The 13,447-nt window shown below is 43.6% G+C and carries 10 protein-coding genes and 3 pseudogenes; 3 read left to right on the forward strand and 10 right to left on the reverse strand.

Annotated elements, in window-relative coordinates; all coding sequences use genetic code 11:
• Nucleotides 1–13: 13 nt before the first annotated feature.
• Nucleotides 14–1,366 (forward strand): MATE family efflux transporter, encoded by a 1,353-nt coding sequence (locus ACE41H_RS21720; protein WP_375357679.1) that lies wholly within the window; start codon nt 14–16, stop codon nt 1,364–1,366.
• Nucleotides 1,367–1,608: 242 nt separating this feature from the next.
• Here ACE41H_RS21720 and ACE41H_RS21725 read toward each other — a convergent pair whose 3' ends face one another.
• The 8 genes and pseudogenes from ACE41H_RS21725 to ACE41H_RS21760 form a co-directional block, all read right to left on the reverse strand.
• On the reverse strand, nt 1,609–4,200 hold the full coding sequence (locus ACE41H_RS21725) for an ABC transporter permease (protein WP_375357652.1): 2,592 nt from the start codon (nt 4,198–4,200) through the stop codon (nt 1,609–1,611).
• Nucleotides 4,197–4,880: an ABC transporter ATP-binding protein gene (locus tag ACE41H_RS21730; RefSeq protein ID WP_375357653.1), complete on the reverse strand. Its 684-nt coding sequence runs from the start codon at nt 4,878–4,880 to the stop codon at nt 4,197–4,199. Before ACE41H_RS21730 ends, ACE41H_RS21725 begins: the two co-directional genes overlap by 4 nt.
• Before the next feature lie 24 nt (nt 4,881–4,904).
• Complete coding sequence (locus ACE41H_RS21735; RefSeq protein WP_375357654.1) at nt 4,905–5,840, reverse strand: VanZ family protein; 936 nt, start codon at nt 5,838–5,840, stop codon at nt 4,905–4,907.
• Nucleotides 5,841–5,941: 101 nt separating this feature from the next.
• Complete coding sequence (locus tag ACE41H_RS21740; RefSeq protein WP_375357655.1) at nt 5,942–6,943, reverse strand: sensor histidine kinase; 1,002 nt, start codon at nt 6,941–6,943, stop codon at nt 5,942–5,944.
• Nucleotides 6,944–7,627, reverse strand: coding sequence for a response regulator transcription factor (locus ACE41H_RS21745; protein ID WP_375357656.1), 684 nt, complete (start codon nt 7,625–7,627; stop codon nt 6,944–6,946).
• 229 nt (nt 7,628–7,856) lie between these two features.
• Nucleotides 7,857–8,306 (reverse strand): YdeI/OmpD-associated family protein, encoded by a 450-nt coding sequence (locus tag ACE41H_RS21750; protein WP_375357657.1) that lies wholly within the window; start codon nt 8,304–8,306, stop codon nt 7,857–7,859.
• A gap of 157 nt (nt 8,307–8,463) precedes the next feature.
• Nucleotides 8,464–8,877 carry a VOC family protein gene (locus tag ACE41H_RS21755; RefSeq protein WP_375357658.1) on the reverse strand — a complete coding sequence of 138 codons (414 nt, stop codon included), beginning with the start codon at nt 8,875–8,877 and terminating at the stop codon, nt 8,464–8,466.
• A 360-nt stretch (nt 8,878–9,237) separates the two neighbouring features.
• Nucleotides 9,238–9,345 (reverse strand): annotated as a pseudogene (locus ACE41H_RS21760) (TetR/AcrR family transcriptional regulator); the annotation flags it as partial.
• Between ACE41H_RS21760 and ACE41H_RS21765 the strand changes: the two are divergent.
• Nucleotides 9,341–9,727 (forward strand): annotated as a pseudogene (locus tag ACE41H_RS21765) (MATE family efflux transporter); the annotation flags it as partial. The pseudogenes ACE41H_RS21760 and ACE41H_RS21765 sit on opposite strands and share 5 nt — an antisense overlap.
• A 349-nt stretch (nt 9,728–10,076) precedes the next feature.
• Here the strand turns inward: ACE41H_RS21765 and ACE41H_RS21770 are convergent.
• A pseudogene (locus ACE41H_RS21770) lies at nt 10,077–10,277 on the reverse strand (helix-turn-helix domain-containing protein); the annotation flags it as partial.
• Nucleotides 10,278–10,541: 264 nt separating this feature from the next.
• On the opposite strand from ACE41H_RS21770, the gene ACE41H_RS21775 reads away from it, so the two are divergent.
• A complete protein-coding gene (locus ACE41H_RS21775) occupies nt 10,542–11,618 on the forward strand; it encodes a phospholipase D-like domain-containing protein (RefSeq protein WP_375357660.1) in 1,077 nt (358 codons plus the stop codon).
• A 291-nt stretch (nt 11,619–11,909) separates the two neighbouring features.
• Here the strand turns inward: ACE41H_RS21775 and ACE41H_RS21780 are convergent, their stop codons facing one another.
• Entirely contained in the window at nt 11,910–13,427 is a 1,518-nt protein-coding gene (locus tag ACE41H_RS21780; RefSeq protein ID WP_375357661.1) for a DNA methyltransferase, read from the reverse strand.
• Nucleotides 13,428–13,447: the final 20 nt, after the last annotated feature.

Consider the following 13,447-nt stretch of genomic DNA (forward strand, 5'->3'; position numbering starts at 1 on the left):
AGCAGTGATCCACATGGATACAGAAAACCTCTATTACTTTGAAAAAGCGCCTGTCGCAAAGGCTGTTGCTCATTTCGCTGTACCGATGATGTTAGGCTCGTCAATGAATGTCATCTATTCTATTTTGAATGCCTATTTCCTTGGTACACTCCACAATACCGCCATGTTAACCGCACTCACACTAACTCTGCCTTTATTCGCGGCCATAATGGCGCTGGGCAGCTTGATTGGCATGGGCAGCGGCACATTCATCTCCCGTTTGCTGGGAGAGAACAAATATGATGATGTAAAGCATGTATCTTCATTCGCCTTTTACAGCAGTTTAGTTCTTGGTCTTATCCTGGTAGCCGTCGGTCTCCCATTGATCGATCCCATTGTTCATGGCCTGGGGGCAACACCTGATTCTTACGGATTCACGAAGGATTATGTCACGATTATGCTTATCGGCTCACCAATCGTCATCTTATTTTTCACGCTGGAGAATATCGTGCGCTCGGAGGGTGCAGCTATGACGTCGATGATCGGTATGATTCTCAGTGTTGTCGTGAATATTATTCTCGATGTGCTGGTCATTTTCGTCTTGCATGGGGATGTCATTGGTGTTGCATCTGCTACAGTCATTTCTAACTTGGTGGCGAGTGCATTCTACGCCTTCCATATGGGGTATAAGAGCCCATTCTTAACCGTCTCCGTAAAATGGTTCAAGGCGACCAAAGATATTCTGAGCAATGTATTCAAAATCGGAGTTCCTGTCTTTATTATGAGTATCTTCTTGGGCGCAATGTCGCTTATCTTGAACTATTTCCTTGTTGAATATGGGGAGCAGGCCACAGCAGCCTACGGAATTTCATCCCGTTTATTGCAGTTTCCTGAATTTATTCTGATGGGCTTATGCGAGGGAGTCGTGCCGTTGATTGCCTTCACTTTTACAGCGAATAAATTAAGAATGAAACAAACTATTGGGTTCACGATCAAAACGATTGTGGCGTTAGCTGTCGTGTTTGGTATCATCGTCTATCTGATTTCCGACCACTTAATCGGTTTATTTACGAATGACCCGCAACTAATTGAAATGGGCAGCTATATTCTGCATGTGACGTTTTTATCCCTGTTCATTTCAGGAACGACCGCGTTGTTTACGGGGATCTTCCAGGCGACAGCGCAAGGAAGCGCCGCTTTTATCATGTCCATTATTCAAGGAATTACGCTGATTCCTGTGTTATTTATCGCCAATCGAATGAACGGCTTCCACGGAGTGGTCTGGTCACTTGTCATTGCGGATGCGGTCGCGTTCCTTGTCGGGGCCATCATGCTGTATGTTCTGCGGAACAAATTGCAGCCGGAATTGGATAGTTTAGTGCAGTAGAAAAAAACATATAACACGCAAAAAGGCAGGATAAGGTACTCCCCAATCCTGCCTTTTTTAGCGATATCCTTCATATACATCGTCTTGCTCTTCTGCTGGACTTTTCCAATGCTTTGATGTCTTTAGACACCTCTTACGCAATTGATCCAGACACGGATGGATAATTATGCGAATTGTCAATGGAATTGATTAATAGCTAATGAGCACGGCCCTGACTTCAGCCAAGCCAGGACCGATGGCTATCATATATTCTCTTGCTTCAATGTATCAATAATATTTTCCTTTTTTACTTTCGCGCCAGAATAAACAATCGCGGAACTGACAATGACAAATACGGCGACAATGACAGACAGAATGCTCATCCAAGGCAGAGTGAACCCGTAGCTGAATTTGTTCGCAAATGCTCTATAGATCAGAACCATCACGACGAAACTAACGGGAAGCCCGAAGAGCAGCGACTTGACCCCATAAAAAATACTTTCATAGTTCATCATTTTCGCAAAGCCTTTTGGTGTCATACCTACGGATTTCAGCATCGCAAATTCCCGTTTGCGAAGAGCCAGCCCCGTCGAGATCGTATTAAAAATGTTCGCAATGGAAATCGCAGAGATTAATACGATAAAACCGTAAGAAAAGACGGACATCAATAGAATCTGTTGTTCTTCGTTTTTTCTGGATTGATATACATTGTAGACATTCAGATTGGTCTCATGCATCTCTTCAATTTCCTGCTGCGTTCTCAGCGGTTCTGTGCTTTTCAAATGGAGATACGTCGAAGCGTTAGCCAGGTCCTCGTCGTCTGCCAGTCGATTCAAGACGCGTTCCGACACGATCATATTTAACCCGCCTAAGCCTGTCGGGTTCATCCCCATCGGGGCTTGATCCGTCAATGCCGCAACGATCACTTTGTTTGCCTTTGTTTCTTCCCCATTCTCTTTATAGAAGCTCGTTAGCTCAATACTTTGACCGATATTCGTATATATGGCCTTCGTCTGAACATATTTCCCCGTGCCCATCTCTTGGTAATGAAGCGTATCCATCACGATCGCAGCGGGATGATCCGGATCCGTAAGCTGTTCGTAATTTGCGCCAACTGCTCTGGCATAGGCTTGCAGACTCGAATCGTTTAAGGCATGGATTTTAATATCGTAAGGGTATTTCCCGTCTTGCAGCATGCTCTGATCCTGCTTAATCTGCTCTTGCAATTCATCGGCGATGATCGCTGTATCGATCCAAGCGTTCCCAGATAACTCGTGAATCACGTTGTATTCAGTGACGCCATCCAGGGATACGATCGATTGCATCAACCTGTCATCTATTCTTTGTCCACTGCTGTACGATACTTCAATATCGTAATTGACGCCTTCCCGCGACATTTCCAGGGATCGGGTCATGCCAGTCGTAAAAAACGATACCGTCAAAACCAAAACAATGCTGATGACAAGCGAGAATACAATGGCATGATATCTCCGTTTGTTCCTTTTCAAGTTTTTCAGCCCGATTTCCGCTTCAATCCCGAAGAGCTTACGAATGAACTTCGACGTCTTTACAGCTTTGGCCGTAAGCTTTACATCGGTAGTTTGGCGAATCGCATCCATAGCAGATGCCTTGGATGCTTTGATCGCCGGAAGATACGCCGAAACGAAAATCGTCAGCATCGAAACAAGACAAGCAATCAAGAGCGATAACGGCGTGACGATGAGCCTCAGCTTTTCACTGGTCCATAATGCCCCTTCAATCATCGTGTTCATGAACCAAAAGGTGATCCCGATCCCGGCAAGACCGCATAGGATGCCAATGGGAATGCTGATCAAGCCAATGACGAACCCTTCAAAAAGCACTGAATTTCGCTTCTGCCTTTTCGTAGCCCCCACGCTCGCGAGCATCCCTAAATGGCGGGAACGTTCCGAGACGGATATCGCAAAAGCGTTATAGATGAGCGAAACCGAACCAATCATAATAACCACCATAATGATCGCCGATAATGAGAACATCATGCTGTACGAGGCTTCGCTTTTGGACAAGCCGTAATAATGAAGCAAATCGTTATTATATTGGACTGTTTCAATTTGGTTGTTCTTAGCCAAATCCTCCGCATGAGCGAACAAAGACGGATTGACATGCTGCAAGACCACCGACGCATCGACTCGACCATTTCGCCCGATGATATGATCATCGACATAGCTAATGATCGTATAGCCCGGAGCCCAAGGCGTTTCCCATACGGGACGCTTGATGAAGCCTACCACCGTATAATCCCTTATCTTGATATGCTGCAACGTTTCGGTCAATATGCCGTCTTCCCTACGCAGCGATTCGGTCTGATCCAGGGCAAGACCGCCCCCTTGTTCGAATCGTTCGCCGACACGAAGGGTTAGACGATCTCCGATTTCGTACTTCACTTTGGCGTTCGTTGCAACAGGCTCGGAGATCACGACTTCCTTGTCCGTATGCGGAAGACGCCCCTTGCTTAGCTCAACCTGAAATTGTGCGAAACCTAACGCATCATATTCCTTGATGAACAAGTACGGCTTATTGGGATTTTGTCCCCCTTCTAATGAGGCATAGCCAAGGTCTCTTGTGATCGCAACGGTTTTGGTTGCGTCATCGCCCTGTATCGCCGCAAGCTGTTCTTTGGTTACATCTTGATATTGGACATGCCACTCCCCTGTATCCGCGATGGTTTGTCTGATCATTAAATCCGCAAAGGAAAAAACAAGCGTAGCGACAGCGGTCACCATGGCAACCGAAATGATGACGCCGATGATGGTCACAAGCGTTCGTCTCTTGTTCTGCTTCAGATGCCGGATGGTTAATGTATTGACAATATTCATCGCCTTATCACCTCGTCTTTGGCAATCCTCCCGTCTTCAATCGAAATGATCCTGTCGGCTTGCAAGGCGATTCGTTCGTCGTGCGTGATCACGATCAGCGTCTGATGATAGGTCTTATTCAGCATTTTTAATAAGTCGATGATGTCACTGCTATTCTTGCTGTCCAGATTCCCGGTCGGTTCGTCAGCCAGCATAATCGCAGGATTGCCGATGAGCGCTCTGCCGATCGAGACACGTTGCTGCTGTCCGCCGGATAGCTGATTCGGCAGGTGATTTAATCGATGCTGCAAATTCAACGTATTCACTAGGCCAGCTAATTGCTTTTGATCTATCTTTTGGCGATCCAGCAAGAGCGGCAGCGTAATATTCTCTTCCACCGTAAGAACGGGAATCAGATTGAAAAACTGGTAGATCAGGCCGATTTGCCTGCGCCTGAAGATGGCCAGCTGCGTTTCATTCAAGGCATACATGTCCGTATCCTGAACATAAACTTTCCCGCCAGTCGGACGATCCACACCGCCCAGCATATGAAGGAGCGTCGATTTCCCCGATCCGGACGGGCCGATAATCGCGACGAATTCGCCTTTTTGGACCGAAAAGGAAACATCATCAAGCGCCTTCACCGCCGATTCGCCTGTGCCGTATACTTTAGACAGATGCTCAATTTTTAAAATTTCCATTGTTATACCCCCTTCCCTAAATGCTCAATTCCAGGTATATACCATCTCTCTAAATCCAACATCCCATAGGGTTTCATTCCCCTCAATGATTATCGTAAGCTCATTTGCCTGGGGGAGATAAATGATCCTCATATCCGGCTCATGGAGTTGATCTTCAGCGGATACGGACAGGAACTCCTGCCCGTCAACGGTAACCTTGATGCTGCCCTGGAAATCCTTCTGATCGGGAATTCCATAATTCAAGCTAAGATATAACTCCTTATTGCCTAACGTATACGTGTACGTTTCCTGCTTGTTACCTTCGATGCCGTACACATTATATTGGGGTTCCACGTCTTGACCGCCAATCTTAAGACTGCTCGGTTTGGTTCCCGTTATTGTATTCCCGGTACTATCCTTCAAATCGTTTATCGCCACAAAGGGGCCAATTTCTTTGGTGAACATTTGGTCAATCATCCCGAAGACCCCCCACACGCCGAGCATCAAGACAGCACTGGAAATACCCGTGACAGTAATATTTCTCCAGTTGTTTTTTGTACGAAAGCCAAGCTTGTACGCCCCGAATCCGATGGCAGCACCCAATGAGTTCTGGATGACGTCGTTAATATCAAAGCTGCCGAGGAAAGTTAGTGCCTGAATGGTCTCCACCACAAGAATGGACAGGATGAACAGAGTCATAAAGCGAACAAAGCTGGTTCGATATAACAACGGAATCAATATGCCAAAAGGGATAAAGGCTGCGATGTTCCCGAGATCCACAAAATCCATCAGCGTGGGATGTAGAATATCGGATAGACCCGGCACCCTAAAAAAAGCGTCCGGCAAAAAAATAAAGGTGTACTCGCTGATTTGATCTACACTATCCGTTCTGCCGAAAGCGAAAAACCAAAAATAAATAATTAAAAGGGTATAGAATATAGTGATTGCATAAATAGTCTTACGCTGTTGCTTCAAATGCATGCTCTTACCTCCATCGTTCATCTGATGAATATCATTTTATCTGTCCAAAATGACTTTCCAGTGACGATGGAGGTGACAATTCAGTCACTTACGGAGTGCCGTTAAATCACATGCTTATAAAATTTAATCCGAAATTGCGTACCCTTCTCGCTGTCGCTCGTCACATCGATCACGCCGTTCTGGCTGGCAATGATGCTGTGAGCCATCGCAAGCCCTATACCGATGCTCCCTTCGCTGGCGTTCTTTCCTTTGTAAAAACGTTTGAAAATATAAGGCAAATCTTCTTTCGGAATGCCTTTTCCGTTGTCAGCAATGACGATTTCTGTGAATAGCGCGTTTTCGGAAAATGTGATGAGGATCACTCCGCCTTCAGGCGTATGCTCCACGCTGTTTTTTAAAATATTGATGACCGCTTCAGCAGTCCAACTGAAATCTCCGACAAAAGAGACATGATCATCGCCCGCGATGGAAACCGTCTGTCCCTTAATATCCATCGGAATCATAACCGGCTCTAATGCCTTTTGGATAAGGTTCTTTATGGCTATTCGATCTTTTTTGAATTGGATGGACTTCGCATCAACTTTCGATAGCCTTAATAAGGAAGAAACAAGCCAATCGATGCGTTCAAGCTGGATGCGAATATGATGGGTGAACTCCGTTCTTTTGTCCGGAGGCAGGTCAGGGGCGCTTAACAAATCAGCCATCACCGTCATGGAGGTGAGCGGCGTTTTGAGCTGATGTGAAATATCGGATATGGCATCCGTCAGTTGCATTTTGTCCCGCTGCAATAGCGACCGGTGCTCCGATAGCATGAGCGTTACTTTGTAAATATCATTCTTTAAAATGCTTAGCTCGCCTTCCTGGTTATCGCGAACGTCAAGGGAATCATTGCCGTTGCTTATTTCCCGCAAATAGACGGAGAGCTTCGCTAATTCGCGGTATCTCCACCTCGTGAATAACAAACTCGTGCCCATAAGCAGCATGGATACAATAAAAACGAATGCCGCGGCGACGGACGAAATGAACGCAGCGACGACGACCGCCGTTAAGCTGATCGAGCCCATGACGAGTAATAACATTTGAATTTCCCGATTGCGCAGCATCTAATCACCGACCTTATAGCCTAAACCGCGTATCGTTTTGATCAAAGTCGGCTGCTCTGGATCATCCTCCAGCTTTTCTCTCAGCCTTTTGATATACACCGTTAACGTATTGTCATTCACGAAGTCGCCAGCCACGTCCCAGATTTGCTCTAAAAGCTGATTCCTTGTGAGGACCTGTCCAATGTGGTTGCCGAAGATCAGCAATAAGCGATATTCCAAGGCGGTTAGCGGAATTTCGGCACCGTTTTTATACACTTTGCCTTCCAGCGTATGGATTCGAACATTGTCGATGTCGATGATCGCTCCGGCGTGGGACGGCTTCTGGTATCTCCGCAAGACGGACTTGATCCGGGAGAGAAGCTCACGTACTCGAAAAGGTTTGGTAATGTAATCATCGGCTCCCATGTCGAGTCCCATCACGACATTGACCTCATCGTCGATCACCGTTAAGAAGATGACCGGCATGTCTCGCCGCTCCTTCACCATCTTGCACAACTCATAACCGTTTCCATCCGGAAGCTGTAAATCGAACAAGCATAAAGTGAACTGATCGATGTCTTCGGCGAGCACCTTTTTGGCTGAAGCGACATCTTGGCAGAGAACGGCCTGATAACCATCTTGCAGCAGCGAATATTCCAGTCCCGACGCGATCGTCTTATCATCTTCGACTAATAAAATTTTCATATGCAACTCATCCTCACGTTAGAGTAAATTCACTCCCCATCTTGGTTTCGATATTATAACAGATTTTATCAACAGGTTTCACAGTTACTGATGGTAGGGTTCGGCTTAACCGGTATATCGACAAAAAATGCTAAAGGAGCTGGTAGCAACCAACTCCTGCAGTGGCATTCGTATCATTCTGAAGCGAAAAGTAAAGGCGCCCCATTGGACGCCCTCCTGTCTAACATCATTATTGAAGTTTGCCTTCGCGCAGCAATTCGACGGACTTCTCAATACGCCGCTGCCTGGTTTCAGCACTCTTCGCACCCTCGATATTCAATACAAACCGGCGCTTGTTGCTGTAAGACAAGCCTTCAAAAAACTGCCGGGCCTCCTCATGACGATGGAGCGCTTCCGTAAAATCATCTGGCACGCTTAACTCACGCGGCGCAGTGTCCAGCTCAAGTTCGACCTCGATTTCATCCCCTGCCTGAATGCCTGCCCCTTCGCGATTCTCCTTGCTGACAGGAAGCATGAATTTACCGCCCATCGACGCAATCGTGCTGCGATAGGTATAAGAGCGGATCGTTACTTTAACAGGCGGCTTCTTGCCTCCTCCGAGTCCCTCTACGATTTCGTCCGGGACTTCAATGCCGGTCGCTGTTTTCTTGCTGAGTTGAAGCGTCGATTTAAATTTCATGAAATTTCCCTCCTTTTTCTCATAGAGACTGCCTTGTTAATCATTTTTCATCTCATCCTCCAATTTTATTCGAGTCCATTTTGCTGATTTTGTTCATAATGTGAATAGAGTTGCGGACCGTGCTTTTTAGCTCTGACAATTTCTTGGGATGTACTTCTTAGGCATTCTCAGCCGTAACAGGGTTAACTGCAAAGAGGGAATGAATGTTGCCTTCTGGATCTGCAAAGAAGCCCGTGGTGTGCCCCCAGGACGTCACCTTCGGCGCTGTTATCCCTGTAGCCCCTTTTGAAACAAAATCATCATACATAACATAGACATCCTCAGGAGAAGCACATTCGAAGTTAAGCTCAAAAGCTTGCCCTTTACGCTCTTCTACAAAAGAATGGTGACCGTTTGTGTTATCTGCCATTAATGGTGCCGCGAAAATGGCTAGACGAACGCCATCATTCTCAAATTCAGTGTAATGTCCTTCTTCAATAATAACCTTAAATCCCAGGACATCACGATAAAAGCTAGTCAATCTAGGAACATCAAGCGCCAAAACAGTGATTCCTTCTAATTTTACTCTCATGCCCATACCTGCCCCCCGCCAACATAAATTCAATAAAATTCTGTACTCATCAGATATCATTTCTATGGAATATTATATATCATCCCGCTCCCTTCTTACATATTAAAGTACAATAGACAAAGTCTCCCGCCTTTGTGGTACGGTTCTCCGCGCTGTCTGTAACGGTGGCCATCCTTTTGCGGATGGCCCTCTTCACATTATCTTCCCATATCGTATTCTGCCCGTTAGCTTAAAATCGGCTCAAACAGGACATTGAAATTTTTCGACTACCACCGCTTGGGTGATAGCGGTTATATCGTCTTTCTTGAAGCGGGAGGACGTCCAAGGCCTTGGCAACGTTGGGTTGGCCCTCATAACCTTCTACTTCGCCTGCTCCTTTATCACCTGCTCACTCCCGAGCAGAAGAATCAGCTTCAAGCCGAACTCGAACGCCTTGTCGGTCTCCATCAGTTCGAACAACCCGATTGTGGCGTTAGCCGTCGTGTTCGGCGTCATCGTCTATCTAATTCCCGGCCATTTAATTGGTTTATTTACGAATGACCCGCAATTAATTGAAATGGGCAGCTACATTTTGCAAGTGACGTTCTTATCCTTGTTCATTACATGAATGATCACGTTGTGTACGGGGATCTTCCAGGCAACAGCGCAAGGAGCCGCCGCGTTTATTATGTCTGTTATTCAAGGGATACCCTGATTCCTGTGTTGTTTATTGCCAATCGTATGAATGGCTCCCACGGAGTGGTCTGGTCACTTGTCATTGCGGATGCCGTCGCGTTCCTTGTTGGAGGTATCATGCTGTATGTTCTGAGGAATAAATTGCAGCAGGAATTTGGATAGTTTAGTGCAGTAGAAAAATACATAACACGCAAGAAGGCAGGATAAGGGCACTCCCCAATCCTGCCTTCTTGCGTACATAGGGGAATAGACAATTGTCGCTATTGCCAGAATCATTTCCGCATCTTTGAACGGCTAAACAGCAATTTCGCCCTACTTGTGATACGGTTCACCTCGGTTGGGGGGGCTTCGGCAACGACAAAGTTTGCCTCTTCATCCAAAACGTATTGAGAAACGCCATGTTAAATCCTGCCTTGACCATATTGCCATGGCTAGTCGACCCAAATGCCACATCCGTATAAACGGTCGTAACACCAAACTTCGCATCATCGGAAAGTCTTAGCCGCAATAACGTCCCTTGTCTCCATGGAGGCCTTACGACGCTGGACGTAGCTCTCCTGAGACGCCTCTGCCTGGTAAGGCTCCTGTGCTGCGTTTCGACGGAGTTCCAGGCTAATGGGGTGGGGTCTGCCCAGTTCCCTGGCAATGGCTCTGGCACTTTCCCCCTGTTGGTGGAGGATTTCTAGCTTGCCTCGCTCGATTATGCTACGATGTGTGTAGCTCATGGCGGATTCTCCTTGTGTGAATGTGGGTGTAGGAACTCTCATTCTACACGAATCCGGCCATGGGCCCTTTGTTTATTTATTTCTAGTAGGTGTCGCACTTCATATTACAAACTGTCGTATCATAATATTATTAACAAGTTATCCATATTCCGATTTCATGTTAAAATATATTCATTGCGTCAATAACAGTTGGTAAACTTTAAAAGGAAGATATATGGTAATATTTATGTAGATATAGAACTCATGAACTAAGGGGGAGTACTGTTGAATTTTTTCTCTTTACATCCAAACATTTATGCTACTGGAAGACCACAAGGATTAATAGGAATGTTAGAAAATGTATGGGTATCTAACCATACTCCTGGAGAAGGAATCCTGTATTTAATATCTGGATTTTCAAACTATAATGGTGGAGTTAGATTTTATGAAACTTTTACAGAACACATAAATCAAGGGGGAAGAGTTGTTGCAATCTTAGGAGGAAGCACCTCACAAAGACTTTCTAGTAGGCAAGTTGTTGAAGAGTTACTAAATAGAGGTGTAGAGGTACATGTTATTAATAGAAAACGAATATTACATGCAAAATTATATGGTGCAAGTAACAATTTAGGAGAATCTTTAATAGTTTCATCTGGTAATTTCACTGGACCTGGCATGTCCCAAAATATTGAAGCTTCTCTTCTTTTAGACAATAATACTACTCAATCAATGGGATTTTCGTGGAATGAAATGATAGGTGAGATGCTGAATCAGAACTGGCATATTCATAATATGACTAACGCTACAGACACATCTCCTGCCTGGAATTTATTGTATGATGAACGCACAACAAACTTGACTTTAGATGAAACAGAGAGAGTTACTTTAATTGTTACTCTAGGTCACGCTGACACTGCCAGAATACAAGCTACCCCAGGCACTACTGCTGGTCAAGGAACACAGTATTTCTGGCTAAGTAAAGACAGTTATGACTTTTTCCCACCTTTAACTATTCGAAATCGACGTGGAACAAAAGCAACCTATTCTAGTTTAATAAATATGAATTATATTGACATCAATTATACAGATACCCAATGTAGAGTTACCTTTGAGGCTGAAAATAACTTTGATTTTAGACTTGGAACTGGGAAATTAAGATACACTGGTGTAGCAGGAAGTAACGATATAGCAGCAATAACACGCATTGGCGACTCTGATTATGAACTAAGAATAATTAAACAAGGTGCCCCAGAGTATACCCAACTTGACCCTTATGCAGTAAGTTTTATTGGTAATAAAGGAAAAAGATATGGATATATTCCTAATGACGAATTCGGAAGGATTATTGGGGTTACCTTTTAAGAGCCTGTTCAAAAAGTGTTAAATCTCCTGCACAGTTGATCATCCACATGATCGATATAATCAATCAAGTTCCGCATCAAATCCGAGTGTGTTATAGTAGTGGCAGGGATTCAAGCTGCAAGTCCATGAAAATGCACCTCGCGCAGGCTTAATGGTTGTAGGTATGCTTCCATTTTACCATTTTTCGCTACGGGTGTATTTTTATTTTTCAACCCACTAGAGTACATTTTGAAACAGGCTCTTTAAGCAAAATAATAGCTGGTATTGTTCAGATACTATGCCAGCTATTGTTTAAGGCTTCCTCAGAATAATTAAAGTTTCATTATTTACAGCATTTTTATGATGAATACCATACCTTTTGTAGGTTTGCAGTTCTACACTCTCATCATGAATCCACCCGACAGATACTGCTATTTCAACGAGGAGTTTTGGAGTATTAATATCAAATCTCTTTCCCCCTAAGGTAGTATGGTTATGCCCAACAATTAATGCATACGGTGCATTTTTTTTAAAGTAAGGTAGCAGGTTTTTAAACATTAACATCATATCTGCAAAATATCTATATAAAAGTTGGGGGACTGCTTGTCTACGAAACCCGTCTGACTCACTTAATGCATTTTGTAGCGTATTACAGAACATAAATAGCGATTCAGGAATCTGTGAAGCATTATTTAACATCTTTTCTTGCCACTCTGTTTTTATAGACTTTTTGAACTCCCTACTCCCTATAAGATTACCTTCTAAAGGCATAATTTCATTAGGTGGTATTAGCCCTAACCACACTAGGCTAAGACGTTGTGTATCGATATATGGTAAAGCCGTGGCATAAGGAGGACTTGTAATTCCTGCATCAAAATAATTTAAATCTAATACACCCCCTTCTTGTACTCCTAAGTTTCTTGAATCATAATTTATTGCTTTATTTTTCTTCACTTTTAAACCGGTTATTTTTTGAGAATATATCATGTTATTAACAAACTTATCTATAGATAACTCATATTCGTCTATTAGCAATTCTTCAGGAAAAGGTGATTTACGTCTTCTAATCCTTAAATCAGCAGGCTCTTGTAAAGAATATTCACGTATAAGATTACTTAGTAGAACTAGGAATATATTCTTTAATGGACCAGCGTTAAAATTTATACTTTTCCTTAAAAATTCAATTTCAAAAAATATTTCTTCTGGAAACCACTTGAATAAATATTCCTCACGCTCAGTTAAATTTGTTGGTAATTCAAATATTTTATTGCCCCGATGAAAGTCTCTAATAATTTTATTACCTACTTCAGCAATATTATATGCAGAATGTGATATTGCTGTTTGTTTCGCATTAGCAATGAATACGGCTAAAGGATTAATATCTAAGCCAATAGCATTTATGTTTTGAAGCGAACATTCAAGTAAAGTTGTTCCGCTCCCAGAAAACGGGTCAATTACATTACAATTCTCATTCACATTAAAAATATTCAAAAGAGACTTGACCACCTGAGGATTAAATTTACCTTTATACTCATGAATACCGTGTGCTGAATATCTTGTAGCTTGTCTACTATTTGTAGAATTACCTATAGTTTGTTCAACTCTCGCTTGAGAAGGAATTATTGTTTCACTATCTGACTCTACCTTAGAAAAATAAGTAAGTTTTTTTATCTTTTCTCTTAAAGAATCTGTTTCATCTAGTTCAATATTTAATGTATCGTTTTCTGAATAAATTTCTTGAGGATTTAACAATGCCTCAACTTCTTTTATAGCCATCTCTTTTTCATATGGAAAGTACTTATAATTGTTCCAGAATAAGCGGTAATGCATTTAAATACCTCCTTCCGGGA

Origin of the sequence: Paenibacillus enshidis (assembly GCF_042136365.1) — a bacterium.
GTDB lineage: Bacteria > Bacillota > Bacilli > Paenibacillales > Paenibacillaceae > Paenibacillus > Paenibacillus enshidis.

Coding starts and splice junctions, on each gene's coding strand:
- ACE41H_RS21740 (WP_375357655.1), bottom strand. CDS start 6,943: ATGCTGCGCAATCGGGAAATTCAAATGTTATTACTCGTCATGGGCTCG.
- ACE41H_RS21725 (WP_375357652.1), bottom strand. CDS start 4,200: ATGAATATTGTCAATACATTAACCATCCGGCATCTGAAGCAGAACAAG.
- ACE41H_RS21780 (WP_375357661.1), bottom strand. CDS start 13,427: ATGCATTACCGCTTATTCTGGAACAATTATAAGTACTTTCCATATGAA.
- ACE41H_RS21720 (WP_375357679.1), top strand. CDS start 14: ATGGATACAGAAAACCTCTATTACTTTGAAAAAGCGCCTGTCGCAAAG.
- ACE41H_RS21745 (WP_375357656.1), bottom strand. CDS start 7,627: ATGAAAATTTTATTAGTCGAAGATGATAAGACGATCGCGTCGGGACTG.
- ACE41H_RS21735 (WP_375357654.1), bottom strand. CDS start 5,840: ATGCATTTGAAGCAACAGCGTAAGACTATTTATGCAATCACTATATTC.
- ACE41H_RS21730 (WP_375357653.1), bottom strand. CDS start 4,880: ATGGAAATTTTAAAAATTGAGCATCTGTCTAAAGTATACGGCACAGGC.
- ACE41H_RS21750 (WP_375357657.1), bottom strand. CDS start 8,306: ATGAAATTTAAATCGACGCTTCAACTCAGCAAGAAAACAGCGACCGGC.
- ACE41H_RS21755 (WP_375357658.1), bottom strand. CDS start 8,877: ATGAGAGTAAAATTAGAAGGAATCACTGTTTTGGCGCTTGATGTTCCT.